The 20,075-nt window shown below is 41.6% G+C and carries 16 protein-coding genes, 1 tRNA gene, 2 other RNA genes and 1 pseudogene; 11 read left to right on the top strand and 9 right to left on the bottom strand.

Features of this window, described 5'->3' with window-relative positions; all coding sequences use genetic code 11:
* Positions 1–13: 13 nt before the first annotated feature.
* Positions 14–1,657, bottom strand: a complete 1,644-nt coding sequence (locus EAE90_RS15475) for an ABC transporter substrate-binding protein (protein ID WP_214054212.1) — start codon at positions 1,655–1,657, stop codon at positions 14–16.
* A gap of 554 nt (positions 1,658–2,211) precedes the next feature.
* Entirely contained in the window at positions 2,212–2,856 is a 645-nt protein-coding gene (locus EAE90_RS15470; RefSeq protein WP_214054211.1) for a YchE family NAAT transporter, read from the bottom strand.
* 408 nt (positions 2,857–3,264) lie between these two features.
* On the opposite strand from EAE90_RS15470, the gene adhE reads away from it, so the two are divergent.
* Complete coding sequence (gene adhE, locus EAE90_RS15465) at positions 3,265–5,898, top strand: bifunctional acetaldehyde-CoA/alcohol dehydrogenase (protein ID WP_214054210.1); 2,634 nt, start codon at positions 3,265–3,267, stop codon at positions 5,896–5,898.
* A 120-nt stretch (positions 5,899–6,018) separates the two neighbouring features.
* Here adhE and EAE90_RS15460 read toward each other — a convergent pair whose 3' ends face one another.
* A complete protein-coding gene (locus tag EAE90_RS15460) occupies positions 6,019–6,633 on the bottom strand; it encodes a thymidine kinase (RefSeq protein WP_214054209.1) in 615 nt (204 codons plus the stop codon).
* A gap of 644 nt (positions 6,634–7,277) precedes the next feature.
* Between EAE90_RS15460 and hns the strand changes: the two genes are divergently transcribed.
* Positions 7,278–7,682, top strand: coding sequence for a histone-like nucleoid-structuring protein H-NS (gene hns / locus EAE90_RS15455; protein WP_036777152.1), 405 nt, complete (start codon positions 7,278–7,280; stop codon positions 7,680–7,682).
* 297 nt (positions 7,683–7,979) lie between these two features.
* On the opposite strand, the gene EAE90_RS15450 is transcribed toward hns, so the two are convergent.
* From EAE90_RS15450 to rssB, 4 genes are all read right to left on the bottom strand, one after another.
* Positions 7,980–8,993 carry an NAD-dependent epimerase gene (locus EAE90_RS15450; protein ID WP_214054208.1) on the bottom strand — a complete coding sequence of 338 codons (1,014 nt, stop codon included), beginning with the start codon at positions 8,991–8,993 and terminating at the stop codon, positions 7,980–7,982.
* Between the two features lie 8 nt (positions 8,994–9,001).
* Positions 9,002–10,345: a UDP-glucose dehydrogenase family protein gene (locus EAE90_RS15445; RefSeq protein ID WP_214054207.1), complete on the bottom strand. Its 1,344-nt coding sequence runs from the start codon at positions 10,343–10,345 to the stop codon at positions 9,002–9,004.
* Positions 10,346–10,368: 23 nt separating this feature from the next.
* Positions 10,369–11,286 carry a UTP--glucose-1-phosphate uridylyltransferase GalU gene (galU, locus tag EAE90_RS15440; protein ID WP_214054206.1) on the bottom strand — a complete coding sequence of 306 codons (918 nt, stop codon included), beginning with the start codon at positions 11,284–11,286 and terminating at the stop codon, positions 10,369–10,371.
* Between the two features lie 380 nt (positions 11,287–11,666).
* Positions 11,667–12,692, bottom strand: a complete 1,026-nt coding sequence (gene rssB, locus EAE90_RS15435) for a two-component system response regulator RssB (RefSeq protein ID WP_214054205.1) — start codon at positions 12,690–12,692, stop codon at positions 11,667–11,669.
* Positions 12,693–12,849: 157 nt separating this feature from the next.
* Between rssB and EAE90_RS15430 the strand changes: the two genes are divergently transcribed.
* Both EAE90_RS15430 and purU read left to right on the top strand, forming a co-directional pair.
* Complete coding sequence (locus tag EAE90_RS15430) at positions 12,850–13,329, top strand: YchJ family protein (RefSeq protein WP_214054204.1); 480 nt, start codon at positions 12,850–12,852, stop codon at positions 13,327–13,329.
* A 45-nt stretch (positions 13,330–13,374) separates the two neighbouring features.
* A complete protein-coding gene (gene purU, locus EAE90_RS15425; protein WP_214054203.1) occupies positions 13,375–14,223 on the top strand; it encodes a formyltetrahydrofolate deformylase in 849 nt (282 codons plus the stop codon).
* 180 nt (positions 14,224–14,403) lie between these two features.
* Here purU and EAE90_RS15420 read toward each other — a convergent pair whose 3' ends face one another.
* A complete protein-coding gene (locus tag EAE90_RS15420; protein WP_214054202.1) occupies positions 14,404–14,817 on the bottom strand; it encodes a type II toxin-antitoxin system HicB family antitoxin in 414 nt (137 codons plus the stop codon).
* A 58-nt stretch (positions 14,818–14,875) separates the two neighbouring features.
* Positions 14,876–15,055 carry a type II toxin-antitoxin system HicA family toxin gene (locus EAE90_RS15415; protein WP_214054201.1) on the bottom strand — a complete coding sequence of 60 codons (180 nt, stop codon included), beginning with the start codon at positions 15,053–15,055 and terminating at the stop codon, positions 14,876–14,878.
* Positions 15,056–15,377: 322 nt separating this feature from the next.
* Here EAE90_RS15415 and EAE90_RS15410 point away from each other — a divergent pair.
* From EAE90_RS15410 to otnI, 7 genes and pseudogenes are all read left to right on the top strand, one after another.
* Positions 15,378–15,500: non-coding RNA, RtT sRNA (locus tag EAE90_RS15410), on the top strand.
* Between the two features lie 186 nt (positions 15,501–15,686).
* Positions 15,687–15,809: non-coding RNA, RtT sRNA (locus tag EAE90_RS15405), on the top strand.
* 154 nt (positions 15,810–15,963) lie between these two features.
* Positions 15,964–16,048, top strand: a tRNA-Tyr gene (locus tag EAE90_RS15400).
* Positions 16,049–16,392: 344 nt separating this feature from the next.
* Positions 16,393–17,300, top strand: a pseudogene (gene ltnD, locus EAE90_RS15395) (L-threonate dehydrogenase).
* The gene (gene otnK / locus EAE90_RS15390) at positions 17,300–18,577 is read left to right on the top strand and encodes a 3-oxo-tetronate kinase (RefSeq protein WP_214054200.1); all 1,278 of its coding nucleotides are present in this window, start codon (positions 17,300–17,302) and stop codon (positions 18,575–18,577) included. The pseudogene ltnD and the gene otnK overlap by 1 nt, the downstream one beginning before the upstream one ends.
* Complete coding sequence (otnC, locus tag EAE90_RS15385; protein WP_214054199.1) at positions 18,570–19,208, top strand: 3-oxo-tetronate 4-phosphate decarboxylase; 639 nt, start codon at positions 18,570–18,572, stop codon at positions 19,206–19,208. Before otnK ends, otnC begins: the two co-directional genes overlap by 8 nt.
* Before the next feature lie 22 nt (positions 19,209–19,230).
* Complete coding sequence (gene otnI, locus EAE90_RS15380; RefSeq protein WP_214054198.1) at positions 19,231–20,064, top strand: 2-oxo-tetronate isomerase; 834 nt, start codon at positions 19,231–19,233, stop codon at positions 20,062–20,064.
* The last annotated feature ends 11 nt before the right edge of the window (positions 20,065–20,075 follow it).

Below are 20,075 nucleotides of genomic sequence, written 5' to 3'. Positions count from 1 at the left end.
CTTTTGAATAAAGCTACTGTTTAGTTTTTTTCATATACAGTCGCTTAATATCCATATAATCTAATGGGTCTTTCCCTGAAAACCCTCCCACTGATGGGCTAACAAGCCGTACACTCACCCGGTAATAAACGGGAATCAGCGCCGAGTCTTTATCCAGTTGAAACTCAGCTTGTTGGTATAATTTCTTACGCTCAATAGCGTCTTTAGCAATTAACGCTTGCTCCAGATAACTATCAAAACTCTTATTCTGGTAGAAAGCCGTGTTATTACTGCTATCTGACTGCAACATGTTTAAAAACGCCGTAGGTTCATTGTAATCCGCGCACCAGGTTGCTCTAGTCACCTCATAATTCCCCTGATGGCGGCTTTCAAGAGAAGTTTTCCATTCCTGATTCTGCAAAATCACATCCGCTCCCAGATTCTTTTTCCACATGGAAGCGGCGGCAATAGCTTGCTGTTTATTTTGCTCAGATGTGTTGTATAACAATGTGAACTTCAATGGATTCGCCTGATTGAAACCGGCCTGAGCTAACAATTCTCTCGCTCGTTTATTACGCTGCTCCTGTGTCCAATTAGCCCATTCTGGCTTAACAAAATCGCCGCCACCGATAAACGTTGGTGTAAAACCATAAGCCGGTATTTGCCCCTGCCCCATAATTTTCCCCGCAATAATATCCCTGTCGAGACTTAACTTGACGGCTTCACGGACTCTGACATCAGTAAACGGCGGTTTTTTATTGTTAATTTCGTAATAAAACGTACAAAGGTAAGGGCTAACGCGGACCTGATCGGGGATATCTTTTTTCATTTTCTGATACAGAGTCGGCGGAATGACGCTGTGGGTGATATTTATCTCTCCACTACGATAGCGGTTAATATCACTGGTTTCAGATTGAAGGGGTAAAAGAGTTGCTTGATCAATAACTGTTTTTGCATTGTTCCAATATCGCGGGTTGCGTTCGATCACTATCCGCTCATTGACCACCCATTCTTTCAACAGATACGCCCCATTACCGACATAGTTTTCTGGCAGCGTCCATTTATTGCCTAATTTTTCAACCACATCCTTTTTCACGGGTTTCATTGCCGTATGACCGAGCATACTGACGAAATAAGGCACGGGATGCGTTAAAGTAACTTGTAAACGATGATCATCCAGCGCTTTTACGCCCAACTGATCAAGCGATTTTTTACCCCTCAAAACATCACCAACATTTTCAACGTAAGCATATTGAAGATAGCTGGCATAAGGTGAACCCACTTTGGGATCAGCTAATCGTTGCCAGCTATAGACAAAATCGTGGGCAGTGATAGGCGTTCCATCACTCCATTTAGCATTATCACGCAGATAAAAAGTCCATACCTTGTAACCCTGATTTTCCCAATGGGTGGCAACGCCTGGCACAACTTCTCCCTCAGGGCCGGTACTCACTAACCCTTCCAGGAGATTAAGGATAATGTTGGTTTCTGGTACACCTTCAACTTTATGTGGATCAAGCGAGGCAACCTCTGTGCCATTATTAATAATAATCTGCTGTTTATCCGCAAGTTTCACACCCTGTGGAAGTTCAGCGGCAGACACGGCTGTAACAGGAAATGCTGATAATAAAAATATAAAGGAAATAAACTTATATAATTTTAATTGTTTGATCTTCATTTTTTTCCTCCAGTTTGATGGGCTTGCTCATTCCACATATCCCATCAAGGCCGGGATCTTCACATTATTTAGCCCAAAGTAACGGATTAAATATTAAAGCGGACTTATCATATCAGTCGTTAAAATATCACTCTCATATTGCAAAAATCATCCTTACAAACAACTTAGTGCGACCTATTACATTAATTGATAAAACACGCCAATAACCATTATAACTAATTGATATGTATGAAATTACCAATTTTAAACTTAACTAAAATAGTAAACAAAGCTAGACCAAAGATGAAAATAAACATAATTTTAACAAATTGCAATCAATGCAAATTAAAAACCTACATTCATCACAAAACAATGGTGGAAGCAACCAGTTACACATAGAGCTAATAGGGAAGAATAATTTAGAAAAATATTAGGTTATTTGTATAAAATTCAGGGAGTACCGGCAAAAAAAGTGGGGAAAACCTATGATATAAGCTTTATAATAAAAATGATAAGGATATTATAATTTGTAATTTCACCAGAAAGAAAACTAACACCTTTTATTGTAAATCGTATCAAAGCAATCCTGGGAATAGTGCTTTGACCCCTGTCACAATCAGTTCAATCCCCAAAGACATCAACAGTAGCCCCATAATTCGAGTGATAACGTTAATGCCCGTTTGCCCAAGGTATTTGACGACTAAAGGTGCAGATCGAAACAATAACCAGCAGCAAAAAGCAAACAATGCACTAGTAAGCGCCAACCCAATAAAATTCTGCCATCCCTGATAACGAGAACTCCAAACAATACAAGAACTGATTGCGCCGGGACCTGCCATTAACGGCAATGCCAGCGGCACAACACCAACACTCTCCCTAATGGCGGTTTCTGATTTTTCCTGCTTATTCTGTTTGTCTTCTCCGAGCTTACCGTTAATCATCGACATCGCGATGGTAACAACCAAAATCCCACCAGCAATACGAAAAGAGTCAATGGAAATGCCAAACATACGCAGTATCGAATCACCCAACAACAAAGCCGTCCATAAAATGATGGCAACAGAAATATTGGCAATAAAGTTGGTTCTATTGCGAGCCGACTGCGCTTGATAATGCGTCATACTGATAAAAACCGGCAAAATACCAACAGGATTGACCAGCGCAAACAGCCCAACAAAAAACTTAATGTAACCAGAAAAATCTAGCAGTAAGTCATCCACAAATAACCTCTACAGAGTTACGTCGTGTTATTAAAAACACTCTCATGATCGCTTACCTAAGAATCATAGAAAACTTAATTTTTTCTTCACTTTATACTGGTAAAGCTCCATTTTCCATCGATCGTAACGCATTTTCCAATTTAAAATACCTTATATAACAATCTGTTAACCCAATATTTTCATTAGATTAAAAATTCAATCTCTTAACTCTATTTACACCCCACCCAATAATAATTATCACTGACTTAGCTGAAAGGAGTCAGCTTGGAATTTATGTGATTTAGATCAATATATCTTTAATACCAAATGGTAATCTTTAGCTACCAAAAAATCACCAAACTAAATAGTCTAAAAAATACTTATTCATTGATATTAAAAGATTTTTAATATTTTCAGGAGTACTTCTTTATGGCTGTAACTCATGTTACTGAACTGGATGAACTGGTTTCCAGGGTAAAAAAAGCACAACGTGAATTTGCTAATTTTTCTCAGGAGCAAGTTGACAAAATCTTCCGCGCTGCGGCCCTTGCAGCAGCAGATGCACGTATTCCTTTAGCAAAATTAGCCGTAGCAGAATCCGGCATGGGCATTGTCGAAGACAAAGTAATCAAAAACCACTTTGCCTCCGAATATATCTATAATGCTTATAAAGATGATAAAACCTGCGGCATTTTGTCTGAAGACAAAACATTCGGCACCATCACTATCGCTGAACCTATTGGCTTAATCTGTGGTATTGTGCCAACCACCAACCCAACATCTACCGCTATTTTTAAGGCCCTTATCTGCCTAAAAACCCGTAACGGTATTATTTTCTCCCCCCACCCTCGCGCTAAAAAAGCAACAACCAAAGCAGCAGAATTGGTTCTGTCCGCTGCGGTTGCGGCGGGTGCGCCGAAAGATATTATTGGCTGGATTGATGAACCCTCTGTTGAACTTTCCAATGCATTGATGCATCACCAGGACATCAATCTAATTCTGGCGACTGGTGGTCCAGGTATGGTAACAGCGGCATACAGCTCTGGTAAGCCCGCAATCGGCGTCGGTGCAGGCAACACCCCAGTTGTCATTGATGAATCGGCTGATATTAAACGTGCTATTGCGTCTATTTTGATGTCTAAAACCTTTGACAATGGCGTCATCTGCGCTTCAGAACAATCCGTTATCGTGGTGGATGCTGTTTATGAACAGGTTCGTAAACGATTCTTGACACATGGCGGTTATCTGTTACAAGGCGAGGAACTGCAAGCTGTTCAAAATATCATTCTAAAAAACGGTTCTCTAAATGCGGAGATTGTTGGTCAACCTGCAACAAAAATTGCTGAGATGGCAGGCATTAATGTTCCTGAAAGGACCAAGATCTTGATTGGCGAAGTGAGTTTGATTGATGAAACAGAACCTTTTGCTCACGAAAAACTCTCCCCATTGCTCGCTATGTACCGAGGTAATAGCTTTGAAGATGCTGTAGAAAAGGCAGAAAAATTAGTCGAAATGGGTGGAATTGGTCACACTTCCTGCTTGTATACCGACCAGGACAATCAGGCGGCACGCATCAAGTATTTCGGCGATAAAATGAAAACCGCCCGTATTCTAGTGAACACACCTGCTTCTCAGGGAGGGATCGGTGATCTCTACAACTTCAAACTTGCTCCATCTCTGACACTAGGTTGCGGCTCTTGGGGAGGAAATTCCATCTCTGAAAATGTGGGGCCTAAACATCTCATCAATACCAAAACCGTAGCGAAAAGAGCAGAAAATATGCTGTGGCATAAACTTCCGAAATCCATTTACTTCCGTCGCGGTTCCCTGCCTGTGGCATTAGAAGAAGTTGCAACCGACGGTGCAAAACGCGCCTTTATCGTAACAGATCGTTTCTTATTCAATCATGGTTATGCTGATCAAGTCACTGATGTGCTGAAATCCCACGGGATAGAAACAGAAGTTTTCTTTGAAGTTGAAGCAGATCCGACTCTAAGCACTGTTCGTAAAGGTGCGGAACAAATGCACTCATTCAAACCGGACATCATTATTGCCCTGGGGGGAGGCTCCCCAATGGATGCGGCCAAAATCATGTGGGTGATGTATGAACATCCTGAAACTCATTTCGAAGAGCTAGCTCTACGATTTATGGATATCCGTAAACGTATCTATAGATTCCCGAAAATGGGGGTTAAAGCGAAAATGGTAGCCATTACCACAACTTCCGGCACTGGTTCTGAAGTAACGCCATTTGCGGTTGTCACTGATGATGCAACCGGTCAGAAATATCCACTGGCTGATTATGAATTGACTCCTAATATAGCCATCGTTGATGCCAATCTAGTAATGGATATGCCTAAATCACTCTGTGCTTTTGGTGGACTAGATGCCGTCACCCACGCTCTGGAAGCTTACGTATCAGTCTTAGCAAACGAATACTCTGACGGACAAGCACTGCAAGCGTTAAAACTACTAAAAGAGTTCTTACCTGCTAGCTATCACGAAGGGGCCACCAATCCAGTTGCCCGTGAACGGGTTCATAATGCAGCCACTATTGCAGGGATTGCATTTGCTAACGCCTTCTTGGGTGTCTGTCACTCAATGGCGCATAAACTAGGTTCTGAATTCCATATCCCTCATGGCCTGGCTAACGCACTACTAATTTGTAACGTTATTCGCTATAACGCTAACGATAACCCAACCAAACAGACTGCATTCAGCCAATATGACCGTCCACAGGCTCGCCGCCGTTACGCTGAAATTGCCGATCATCTTGGTTTATCCGCTACTGGTGATCGTACTGTTACAAAAATCGAAAAATTGTTAGCTTGGCTAGAAAAGCTCAAATCTGAGCTAGGTATTCCAACATCTATCCGCGAAGCAGGCGTTCAAGAGGCTGACTTCCTGGCAAAAATTGATAAGTTATCTGAAGATGCTTTCGACGACCAATGTACCGGAGCTAATCCACGCTACCCGCTGATTTCTGAGCTGAAACAATTGCTGTTGGATTCATACTATGGGCGAGAGTTCAGAGAAACTGTTGCAATAGCGGAAAGCCGGTAAGAACAAATTTATTAACTGATTAAATACTACTTAAGGGTGCTGACATCAGCGCCCTTTAACTTACCTCTGCCTATCTAATACAAACTCTCAAACAGAACATCTGACCGCTTCACAGAAAAGCTATCCATTACATGTTGCTTCTCTTTTGCTTTTCCGCGCCTCACTGACAGCATCCATATAGTGCTTACGGCAAACAGAAACATATTTTTTATTGTCGCCGATATCAACTTGTTCGCCATCATAAATGACCACACCTTGGCTATCCAAACGTAATGTACGGTTTGCTTTGCGTCCACAGTGACAGATAGTTTTCAACTCAACTAACTTATCAGCCCACGCCAAAAGATACTGGCTTCCGCTAAACAGCTCGCCTCTAAAATCAGTTCTCAGCCCATAACAAAGAACTGGAATATCATCATAATCAGTCACCTTACATAGCTGTTCAATCTGTGCTTTCGTGAGAAAATGGCACTCATCAATCAGCACACAATGCACTCTTGCCTGCTTATTTTCATTTCTGATCAACTCGCCAATATCCGTCTGTTGACTAAACAGAAGTGCATCAGCAGATAATCCAATCCGAGAATTGACTTTTCCCTTTTCAAACCGGGTGTCAATTTCTGCGGTAAACACCAGCGTTCTCATCCCTCTTTCATTATAGTTATAAGAGGATTGCAACAGGGATGTCGATTTCCCAGCATTCATTGCTGAGTAATAAAAATAAAGTTGAGCCATCAGCCCTACCCCTTAACAAAATTTATAAAGCCATATAGTCAGATGAGTTTACCATAAACTTTAGTCGTGATTATCCATCTCAGTAAGCCGCACCGGTTGATATAGCGAAATATTTAGCTTAGTGATGTCTTAATGATTCATGACCTCCATCACACCAGCCGAGTAATAAAGCGCATTTGAATGACAAATGTTCATGTCTAAATTAAGAAATGAAAGCCCGGATGATTTGTTGCATATGGTATGCAAATTAATAATGTGCGTGATTTACTTCCAGAAAACGGTGACAGTAAATCAGCGATAACTCATGGATTAGTCATAAGTTTTTTTTAACTTAGTATTATTCTGCTTTAGCAGGTATGATAAGAAACAGTTAAAATTACTTACCGATTTAGTATATACCTGGTTTATAAATTAGAGAGATTATCATGTCCCCTCTTTGTTAAAGGTACCCTGAACATGTTATTGGGGAATGACAATCGAAATAGCTGTATAAAAAGCGCTATATAACTTTTGTAAAGAAATTACGTTTAAAAAAAAGAGCCATTTTATCCGAATATGATAAATTGACTATTGCAGAAAATAAAATAGCATTCTATTATTATATCCACATCAGCCATCATCATTAATAATTTGAGACCAGGACAATGAGCGATTTAAAAACCCTAAATAACATCCGTACTTTACGAGCTCAAGCAAGAGAATGCCAACTTGAGTTCTTGGATGAAATACTTGAAAAACTGACCGTCGTTGTTGAAGAACGTCGTGAAGAAGAAAGTCAGGTACAAGCTGAATTAGAGGAACGTACACGTAAATTGGAAGAAGTTCGTAAAATGATTCTTGACCAAGGAATTGATCCAAGCGAATTACTTCAGACAATGAGCGCCGGCAAATCTGCTGGTAAAACAAAACGCCCTGCTCGTCCAGCTAAATACCAATATGTTGATACAAACGGTGAAACTAAAACTTGGACTGGCCAAGGACGTACACCTGCTGTTATCAAAAAAGCAATTGAAGAAGAAGGAAGAACCCTGGAAAGTTTCTTACTCTAATTCATTGTTTTTAAAGTTAATTTAATTAAAAACACCCTTTTAAAATAGAAGGGTGTTTTTATTATTAAACAGCTTAGATAACAAAAGAATTAATGTCTATCGAATGAGCGTGTATAAGTATCCTTGGGAAGGATTTAGTCGGATTGCACGTTTTTCTATCATTTCTTTACGATAAAGCAGGCTAGTTACTCGTTTAGCCAATGCCTAGGTAAATTAATAGTCAAACAGGCGCAACTATTTACTTCCCGCTGGTCACTGTCGTTGATTCAATAGAAAAGGAGCCAATGGCTCCTTATCTTATTTAGACTTATGATAGAAACTCAAATACCACTCTACAAACTGCTTCACACCCTGCTTCACAGGTGTATTTGGGGAAAACCCTATTTTTTGGAAAATGTCACTTGAATCAGCACAGGTTGACAGAACATCACCATCTTGCATGGGCATAAAATTTTTCTTAGCCTGGATGCCTAATGATTCTTCTATTGCCTCAATAAAATCACCTAGTCTAGTTGGTTGACCATTACCAATATTATAAATACAGTAAGGGGCAGAGCTGGCAGATATTTGTCCATCTTCAACCGTCCAGCTCTCATTTGGTACGGGAATGACGTCCTGCAATCTGATTATTGATTCAACGATATCATCTATATAAGTAAAATCTCTAACCATGTTACCGTGGTTATAAACATCAATAGGCTGCCCTGATAACATCGCCTTGGTGAACTTAAATAAAGCCATATCAGGACGTCCCCACGGGCCATATACGGTAAAAAAACGCAAACCTGTCGTTGGCAACTGATAAAGATGAGAGTAACTGTGAGACATTAATTCATCTGACTTTTTCGTTGCTGCATATAGTGAAACTGGATGATCAACTGAATCGTTTGTAGAAAACGGTTGCTTTCTATTTAATCCATAAACAGAACTAGAAGAAGAATATAATAAATGCTCAACATTATTGTGACGGCAACCTTCCAAAATATTGATATGCCCTATTATATTCGAATCAATGTAAGCCATTGGGTTTTGCAACGAATAGCGAACACCCGCCTGAGCTCCCAGATGGATAACCCGCTGAAATTGGTGTCGAGAAAAAAGATCGGGAATGGCTATTCTGTCAGCTAAATCCAGCTTTTCAAATTTAAAACCTGGCTTATCAAATAATAGATCTAACCGTGCTTGTTTGAGACTCACATCATAATAGTCATTTAGGTTGTCGATACCGACAACCTCATGCCCCATTTGCAATAATCTCTGGCTAACATGGAAGCCAATAAAACCAGCAGCACCTGTGACTAAGAATTTCATTGTATTACTCAGATAACTGGATTAATGGATGCGCCACGACCAATCCCATAATAAGTAAAACCCCGGGATTGCAGACGTTCAGGATCATAGAGATTCCGGCCATCAAAGATAACCGGCGTTTTGAGAGACTCTTTGATAACATCAAAATCTGGTGCGCGAAAACTTTGCCATTCAGTACAAATGATCAAGGCATCGGCCCCCTTAAGTGCTGCTTCTTTAGTCCCCATCAATAATAAATCATCGCGCTGACCATAAATACGCTGAGCTTCCTGCATCGCCTCAGGATCGTAAGCCTGTATTTTGGCTCCTGCCTGCCATAATGCTTCCATCAAAACACGGCTCGACGCTTCACGCATATCATCGGTATTCGGTTTGAACGATAATCCCCAGACAGAAAATGTCTTACCGGACAAATCTTCACCGAAATGGCGCGTAACAAAAGAAGGCAATTTATGCTTTTGCAGTTCGTTCACTTGCTCTACAGCACGAAGAATTTTAGGCTGATAACCAATTTGCTCTGCGGTACGAATCAATGCCTGCACATCTTTTGGGAAACATGAACCACCGTAACCACAGCCTGGATAGATAAAATGATAGCCAATACGGGAATCAGAACCAATTCCTTGACGAACATGCTCAATATCAGCGCCAAGCATCTCAGCTAAATTAGATATCTCATTCATAAAACTGATTTTCGTTGCCAACATACAATTAGCAGCATACTTCGTCAGTTCTGCGCTACGGATATCCATCACAATCATACGATCATGATTACGGTTAAATGGTTCGTACAATTCATACATCAGGTCAACAACTCTTTCATTGTCGCACCCAATAATAATCCGCTCAGGGCGCATACAATCTGCAACAGCCGCTCCTTCTTTAAGGAACTCAGGGTTAGAAACCACATCAAATGGAATATCAATATTACGTTGACACAGAGTCTCATTAACAACGGCATTAACTTTATCTGCGGTACCGACAGGAACCGTCGATTTATCAATAATAACCTTATAGCTATCCATATGTTCCGCAATAGTACGGGCCACCGCTGTCACATACTTCAAATCTGCTGAACCATCTTCATCAGGAGGAGTGCCAACAGCAATAAATTGTAATTTACCGTGCGCAACACCGGCCTTTGCATCCGTACTAAAATTCAGGCGGCCTTCTTCATAATTTTTTTTAACCAGTGGAGCTAAACCAGGTTCAAAAATGGGAATTTGACCATTTTTCAAATTTTCGACTTTATTTGCATCTATATCAATACAAAGAACATCATGACCGACTTCAGCTAAAACCGCCGCCTGAACTAAGCCAACATAACCGATACCAAATACCGTAACTTTCATATAATACCTAAATTTCCGTAAAATTATTCTTCAACCCGATCCTGCAAAGCCATTAACCAATCAGTAAACTCTTTGCCCAAAGTATGATGTTTCATACCATACCGGACAAATGCCTGCATATAACCAAGCTTATTGCCGCAATCATGGCTTACACCCTGCAAGTGATAGGCTTCTACAGACTCCTTTTCTATTAACATCGCAATTGCATCAGTAAGTTGAATTTCATCACCAGCACCGGGCGCTGTTTTTGCTAATAATGACCAAATTTTCTCGGACAACACATAACGGCCAACAATAGAAAGATTTGATGGTGCTTCTTTCGGTTTAGGTTTTTCAACTACACGCTTAATTGGTTTGCTGTCACCGGGTTGCAGATTTTCTCCCTGGCAATCGACAATACCATAACTAGAAACCTCTTCATGAGGTACAGGTTCTACTAATATTTGGCTAGCACCGGTTTCATTATACCGAGCCAACATTTCGCTCAGATTATATTTAGTCAGATCTGTACTAAACTCATCAAGAATAACATCAGGGAGTATCACCGCAAAAGGTTCATCACCAATTAAAGGCTTGGCACACAACACCGCATGCCCTAATCCTTTAGCAATTCCCTGACGAGTTTGCATAATGGTGACATGACTTGGACAAATAGATTGAACCTCATCCAATAACTGACGCTTTACCCTTTTCTCAAGGATAGCTTCTAACTCAAAACTGGTATCAAAATGGTTTTCAATTGAATTTTTTGATGAATGAGTCACCAAGATAATTTCATTAATACCAGCGGCAATACATTCATTAACAACATACTGAATAAGAGGCTTATCCACTAAAGGCAACATCTCTTTAGGAATTGCTTTGGTAGCTGGCAACATCCTCGTTCCCAAACCCGCTACAGGAATAACGGCTTTCTTTACGATTTTGTTTACTGATGGCATTAATCTTTCTCCCGATGTTTTTTGGCTGAAACAAATCCGTCTTCAACTCAAAATCAGTGCCGATTCTTTAATAAGGCACTATTATTACTGATTATTTTGTGTCAATAAACCGCGCACAGAAACCGATGCATACACATAGTTCACTGTTTCGTTTACCTCTCTGACTACTCAAAAAGTTATCACTTTTACCTGAGCAGCGCTAAACCCGCTCTTTGTACTAAAGAGCGGCAAATAAAATAGCCTGATTAGATAGACTTCAAGCATAATAGGCGGAGTATACCAGCTAACTCTCCCTGATAAACAGCGCCATTCTGTTTAATTACATTACCGTGACCTAATGTTTAAAATCCATTTTAAACAAAATTCCACCTTGGTAATATTCACCCAGAATACATTGAAGAAAGCATCAAATTTATTTGACTATTTGTATTCCAAATCCGGCATTGCCATTCAGCACTATGAGAACAAACTTGATTCGAACAAATCGTTCTCAACGTTCCAAGAGGAACGCCACTATCTAATTGGATTTGACGATTACCCGACTTAATACTGGCATGTAACCCTGCGGAAGTGAGCAGAACCGTTTTATTGATTGTATGATAATACCCAAGCAGCAATGGAAATTGCCCTTGTAATCCTGCACCTGCCAACAAGTTATTAATTCTATTTAGAATACCTGCCATACTAGGTAAACGCCGGGAATGGTGGACGATATGCTCTTGTAACAAACTATTAAATACGACTCTAAGTAATAATGCTGAAATCACACCATACTCTTTTGAACGGCTAATATCTAGACAATAAAAAGCTAATTCATTGTCAGATAACGCCGCCATATCGAGAATCAATCCCGGTTTATCAATCATATTCAATTTTCGGTAATTGACTTTACAGTGAGCGATCACTTGAGAAACAGGAGGTTGTAACTGCTTAAGCATATTTAATGCTTCATCTGAATTATGCTTTAGGGTTAACCAATCTTTATTCAAGTTATTCTGTTCAATCGCACCAGACACAAAGACCGTAGGATGTAAATAGGCCAACACCGATTTTTTTATCTCATTAAGATCCGAAACAGGTTTCAATAAAACATCTTTTGCTCCCAAACGAAGCACCTCATCAATTTCAGCCATCTTGTTAGTTGCTGAAATAATAATAACCGGAATACTAATACCCTCATTCGTCAATTTCGCAATAAATTCAATGCCATTCATAACCGGCATATCTAAATCACATAAAATAAGTTCAATATGAGCTTCGCGTCCTAGCACCTGTATTGCAACGGCGCCATTAGATGCGACTAATACCTTAGCGCCCAACGTTTGCAAGTATCCTGCCAGCAAAGAACAAAAAACAGGTTCGTCCTCCACAATCAGAATTTTTTTGCCTGCCAATGCCTTTTCCATAAATGCGCTCCCTTACCTTAATATTGCGACCTTCACCTTTTCTTAGGTACTATCACTCATATTAGTTCAATTAAGTGACTATCATTTGTTCTCTTACGTTTCTTTGCAATAGAAAACCCATAAAAATGGTATTTCACTCTTTAAAACTGGAGTTATTTTGACAGAGCTATGTCCTTGTGGTAGTGGAATAGATTTTGCGGATTGCTGTTCCCCTTATCTCCAAAACATAAAATTTGCCCCGACTGCCGAATCACTGATGCGTTCTCGATACAGTGCCTATGTAAAGCACAACGCCGATTATCTTATTACCAGTTGGCATCCTGACTGCCAGGCTGAAAAATGGCGTTTAGATATAGAGCAGAGTTTTTTTGTTACTCAGTGGCTTGGACTAAATGTCATTACAACTGAAAAAGGCAAAAATGATAACGAAGCCTATGTTGAATTTTCAGCTTGCTTTCTTGATCAGAAATCCCAAGATAAGCAACTTATTCATGAGCGTTCACGTTTTCTCCGTATAGACCAGCGTTGGTACTATATTGATGGTGTAAAACCTATTGATGGCGTAAAACCTCAAATTGGCCGTAACAGTCCCTGCCCATGTGGTTCAGGTAAAAAATACAAAAAATGTTGTGGTTAAGGCCCACAAACAGAAAACGAAAAATATTTAAGGATAATCCCATCTATGCAACATCAACATATACAAAAGAAAATTCTACGCACTATTTGCCCTGATGCCAAAGGACTGATCGCCAAAATTACGAATATTTGCTACAAACACCAACTGAATATAGTTCAGAATAATGAATTCGTCGATCATCGCACTAGCCGCTTTTTTATGCGCACAGAGCTTGAAGGAATTTTCAATGATGAAACATTTCTTGCTGATTTAGATGATGCACTTCCGGTGGGTTCACAACGGGAATTAAATAGTGCGGGGCGTCGTCGCATTGTTATTATGGTGACAAAAGAAGCGCATTGTCTTGGGGATTTGCTCATGAAAAGCGCTTATGATGGGCTTGATGTTGAAATTGCTGCGGTTATCGGCAACCACGCAACATTACAATCGTTGGTTGAGCAATTTGGCATTCCTTTCCATTTAATTAGTCATGAAGGTTTAACCCGTGAACAACATGATGAAAAACTGATTGCCCAGATTGACCAATACAAACCTGACTACGTGGTATTAGCTAAATACATGCGAGTATTGACACCAGAATTTGTCCAGCATTATCCAAATCAGATTATTAACATTCACCACTCCTTTTTACCTGCATTTATCGGGGCGCGTCCTTATCATCAGGCTTACGAGAGAGGGGTAAAAATCATCGGAGCGACAGCGCATTATGTAAATAATAACCTGGATGAAGGTCCAATTATTACTCAGAAGGTCATTAACATAGACCATACATACACTGCTGAGGATATGATGAGAGCGGGCCGGGATGTTGAAAAAAATGCTCTGAGCCATGCTCTATATTGGGTCCTTGCTCAACGAGTTTTTGTTTACGGCAACCGTACTGTAATCCTTTAAAACTGAATTAATTGGGTCCAAAAGCAGCACACAGTAGCTTCTTTTCAAGCACATGCTTTACAGCGGCGATTTATTTAATGTGATTCTGGCCGCTGTAAGCAGTACATATACAAGTACAGATTTAAACGCTGTTCAATTAAGCCTCATAAAAAACATGAGGCTGATTGATCATAATTATTGCTAAATACCATTTTGTAATTCATGCAAAGCAGCTACTTGCAAAAAGTGGCTACGATTCTTGTACAGGTTTGGTCTTGCTTTAACTTGATCATCGATTTTCTTAGATAATAAATCAGGCAGAGTGACATTGAATTTTGTCGATTTACCTAAATATGGTTCAACATCAATGTCAATTACGGCCCATGCCCACCCTGAGTATTCCTCATCTTTGATCCAGTAATCCAATGGCTTTGCTTCAGGGGGTAATTGGTTCATTTCGGCCAACAACTCTAAATGCCCAGAGATAGCTTCCTTGGCGTTTTTTATTGTATCCTCCATTGAATCACCCGCCGAGAAACAACCTGATATATCGGGCACAACCACGCCGTAAGCGTGGTTCTCATCACCAATTTCAATCGCAATAGGATATAACACGTTATACTCCTCCAATAATTTTAAAAAATTTGATTAGTGCAGATGCAGATAAGGAGGCTTATAGCCCCACTTGCTTCTGTATTTTCCTAAGCAATCCCACTTTGATTTCCTGTTTGGGATGCGGAATTGTCAACAAATCATTACGTCCAGGGTGCTTAAAATGATGATGGCTCCCGTTGATTCTTACCAGCACCCACCCTTTTTTCTCAATTTCTTTGATTAAATCTGCACTTCTCAAATCAACTCCTATCTGTTTAACCTGGCAATAAACATAACCCCAATAACTCCAATTATCAATAAAAAATAACCTCAATAACTCTATTTAAATTAAAGCACGATTAGGTGTAGCATAGTGAAGAGTCATCCTTCCCCCGCCACCGCCAACAGACCACTTATTTGCTCACAACAAGATCAACAAGGGTATAAAACCAGCATGTAGTCACTTATTTTTAAATATCTGCTTTACCGCAGCGATTCATCTGATGTGATTCTGGCCGCTGTCAACAACAGTAATACTTCTCAAAATCGAGTGAGGTTTCCCGAGCGGCCAAAAGGAGCAGACGGTAAATCTACCGTCACAGACTTCGAAGGTTTGAGTTGAGCGCAGCGAAACAACAATGCGGCGCTTGCGACGCGTTGGCCCGCAAGGGCGAGGAACGCAGTGACGAGTCATCCTTCCTCCGCCACCGCCAACAGACCACTTATTTGCTCACAACAAGATCAACAAGGATATAAAACCAGCATGTAGTCACTTATTTTTAAATATCTGCTTTACCGCAGCGATTCATCTGATGTGATTCTGGCCGCTGTCAACAACAGTAATACTTCTCAAAATCGAGTGAGGTTTCCCGAGCGGCCAAAAGGAGCAGACGGTAAATCTACCGTCACAGACTTCGAAGGTTTGAGTTGAGCGCAGCGAAACAACAATGCGGCGCTTGCGACGCGTTGGCCCGCAAGGGCGAGGAACGCAGTGACGAGTCATCCTTCCTCCGCCACCGCCAACAGACCACTTATTTGCTCACAACAAGATCAACAAGGATATAAAACCAGCATGTAGTCACTTATTTTTAAATATCTGCTTTACAGCGGCGGTTCATTTGATATGATTCCGTCCGCTGTAAGCAACAGCGATACATTTCAAAATCTGGTGGGGTTCCCGAGCGGCCAAAGGGAGCAGACTGTAAATCTGCCGTCACAGACTTCGAAGGTTCGAATCCTTCCCCCACCACCACAAATACTTCTTAGCATCTGATATACCCTTATTCCTCCGAAAGCAGCCTACTATATACTCCTCTGAATTATCTGCTCTTAAACAGCTCCAGAGACTAACTAACACCTTTAAAAAAGCGCTACCCAAAGCTGAATATATTCACAATCATATTTCTCATCACACCATTATGTGAAACTCAACATTCCACAACGACCCAACATAAACCATAAAAATCAAATAATTAAAATAAAAACCACCTTCAAACAGCGGGCTTTCGAATGTGATAACCATCGTGTATTTGTGAAATTGTGTGCGAAATAATTATAAAAAATAACAAATTATAACAACAACACCAGGGAACCATCATGAACCAATCAACACAAAAAATAGGGATTATAGGATTGGGGGCTATGGGGATGGGGATAGCCCGTTCATTAATACGCGCAGGTATTCCCACATATGGATTTGATTTAAATCCAACAGCCTGCGACCAGCTTTTGCAAGCGGGCGCTAAGGCGGCAGCAAGCAACGCCGCAGACTGGGCATCAGAGCTAGATGCTATCCTACTCATCGTCGTCAACGGCACTCAAATAGAAAACATACTGTTCGAAGGCGAAACACCGCTAGTCAACCAACTAAAAGCCGACACAATCATTGTGCTTCACAGTACCGTTGCCGCAGAACAAGCTAAAGATTTTGCCCATCGCCTTAACCAATACAACCTCAACATGCTGGACGCGCCTATTTCAGGTGGCGCACTAAAAGCCGAACAAGGCCAACTCACTGTTATGGCTTCCGGCGACCCCACATTATTTGAACAACTAAAACCCGTATTTGATGCCACCACCGAACGCCTTTACCATGTCGGAAATGAAATTGGTCAAGGATCTACCGTCAAAACAATTCATCAATTACTTGCAGGGATACATATTGCCGCCGCGGCAGAAAGTATGGCATTGGCAGCCAAAGCCGGTATTTCCTTAGAATTGATGTACGATATTGTCACCCACGCTGCCGGTAACTCTTGGATGTTTGAAAACCGAGTTCCCCATATTCTGGCGGGAGATTACACCGCCAAATCCTCTGTAGATATTTTTGTCAAAGATCTGGGATTAGCATTAGAAACAGGTAAGAATCTGAAATTCCCATTACCATTATCAGCCACTGCACATCAAATGTTCCTTGCTGCCAGTAACGAAGGTTTCGGCCAATGGGATGACAGCGCGCGGTTATCAAAACATTTAAAGGCATCACATTGCCGGAGAAAAAATAATGACCATTAAATTGGGCGTTATCGCTGATGATTTTACCGGCGCAACCGATATCGCCGGTTTTATGGTGCAAAGCGGCTGGCGAGTCATCCAGTTACTGAATATGCCTGATGACAATACCGCTATTCCACAGAATATTGATGCTATTGTTATCAGCCTGAAAATCCGCTCCTGCCCGATAGACGAAGCTGTGAATAACGCGGTGAAATCCTGCCGCTGGTTACGTCAGCAAGCCGGTTGTCAGCAAATATTCTTCAAATACTGCTCAACTTTTGATTCTACCAGTAAAGGCAATATTGGGCCGGTTACTGATGCCTTGATGGATGAACTACAAACAGACATCACGCTGATCTCCCCTGCCCTCCCAATTAATGGGCGAACAGTTGTACATGGACATCTATTCGTCAACGGTCAACTACTTAATGAAAGCGGCATGCAGCACCATCCCGTAACACCGATGACAGATGCCAATCTGCTGCGTCTAATGGAACAACAAGCTCAAGGGAAAGCAGATCTAGTGGATCTGGCATGTGTACACCAAGGAGAACAGGCAATCCGCGTCAGACTAAATCATTTACAACAACAAAACATACGTTACGCGGTAACAGATACCTTCGCCATGAACGATCTGCTGCCTATTGCCAGAGCGGCGTCAAAACTGAAATTAATCACTGGTGGCTCCGGTCTTGGCGCTGCCCTTGCCAGCACAGACACCGGTAAGTCACTGATGCCATGCCAACTGGAAGGAGCAACCCCACCCGCCGAGAATAGACGCACTGTGATCCTTTCCGGCAGTTGTTCCGCCATGACCAACAAACAAGTTGCCCTGTACCAGAAACTGGCCCCTGCTAAGGCCCTGAATATTGATTCATGTATCCATGATCCGCAATATGCCGAAAAACTGGTTGCGTGGATTATGCAGCAATCCCAGAACCCTCTGGCCCCCATGCTATACGCAACTCAGCCCCCAGAAACATTACAGAAAATTCAACAACAATATGGCGCGGCTACTGCCAGTGAAGCAATAGAAAACACCTTTGCCAACGTTGTAAAAGACCTGTGTCAGCTCGGATTTAATACCTTTATTGTCGCAGGCGGCGAAACTGCCGGTAAGATAGTACAAAGTCTGGACATCAAACAGTTCAATATCGGTGCACCAATTGCTCCAGGCGTACCTTGGGTGCACGATCGACAACACAATTATTGGCTGGCATTAAAATCAGGCAACTTCGGCAATATTGATTTCTTCCTGCATGTACAGGAGATGTTTCATGACTGAACACACACTACGGACCGAATTAGTCGAATGGGCTCGTTCAATGTTCTACCGGGGTTATAGCAGTGGCGGTGCAGGCAACATCAGCGCCAAACTGGAAGATGGCGCGATTATCATCACGCCGACCAACTCCAGTTTTGGCGACTTGCAAGCTGAGCGCCTGAGTAAGTTGGATGCAGAGGGCAACTGGCTCTCCGGCGACAAACCCACAAAAGAAGTTTCCATGCACCTGGCAATGTATCGCAACCGCCCCGAATGCCGTGCAGTGGTTCATCTACATTCCCCTTGGTTAACCGCCCTTTCCTGCCTACCCAATCTGGATAAAAGTAACTGCCTGCCACCTATTACACCCTACTATGTAATGCGAGTTGGAAAGCTGCCTCTGGTCAAATATCTACCACCAGGAGATGAAAGAATCGGCGAGGAAATTGCGAAGCTGGCCGCAAAACACAACGCAATCCTCCTATCCAACCACGGACCTGTTGTCGGCGGCAAAACTTTACGGCAAGCTTTTTTCAATGCAGAAGAATTGGAAGATACCGCACGGCTCTATTTAACGTTACTGCCACATGGCTTCACCACATTAAATGAAGAGCAAGTACAAGAACTTGAAACTCGTTACCCCAAGAGTTGAGTAAACAAACAAGGAATTCATCATGGCTAAATTTGCGGCAAACTTGAGCATGATGTTCAACGACGTACCTTTCACAGAACGTTTTGCCCGTGCAGCTAAAGCTGGATTTAAAGGCGTTGAATACCTGTTTCCTTATGAAGTGGCAGCGGAAGAACTTGCTGCCCTATTAAAACAGCATCAATTAACCCAGGTTCTGTTCAACATGCCCGCCGGAAACTGGGCTGCGGGAGAAAGAGGGATAGCCTCTATTCCTGGCCGTGAAAAAGAGTTTGCCGAAGGTGTACAAACCGCGCTGAAATATGCACTAGCACTGAACTGCAAGCAAGTTCATGCGATGGCCGGGAAACTGGACACACAATTTACGCCAGAACAACAATTTACTCCGATACAACAACTTACTCCGATACAACAAGTTACTTCGATACAACAATGCGAATGTTATATCAGCAACATTCAACATGCCGCTGATGTGATGGCAGAACATAACATTAACGTATTAATTGAACCGATTAATACTCGTGATATGCCAGATTACTTTCTGACAACTCAACATCAGGCTGAAACATTACTCAAAGCAATTGACCGTCAAAATGTTTTTATCCAGCTAGATCTTTATCACTGCCAGATTATGGAAGGGGATTTGCTCCGCACCATTGAGCGTCTATGGGGTAAATTCAGTCACATCCAGATTGCCTCCGTGCCCGAACGCCATGAACCCGATAGCGGCGAAGTGAACTATCCGTGGCTATTTAATAAATTGGATAAAATGGGCTATCAAGGGTGGTTTGGTTGTGAATATCACCCCGCTGGCCGCACGGAAGATGGTCTGGATTGGTTGACCAAAGCACAGAAATAATCAGGAGAAAA

Origin of the sequence: Photorhabdus caribbeanensis (assembly GCF_018448885.1) — a bacterium.
Lineage (GTDB): Bacteria > Pseudomonadota > Gammaproteobacteria > Enterobacterales > Enterobacteriaceae > Photorhabdus > Photorhabdus caribbeanensis.
Note: the sequence above shows the minus strand (reverse complement) of the source record. Positions and strands in the feature narration are given on the sequence as shown.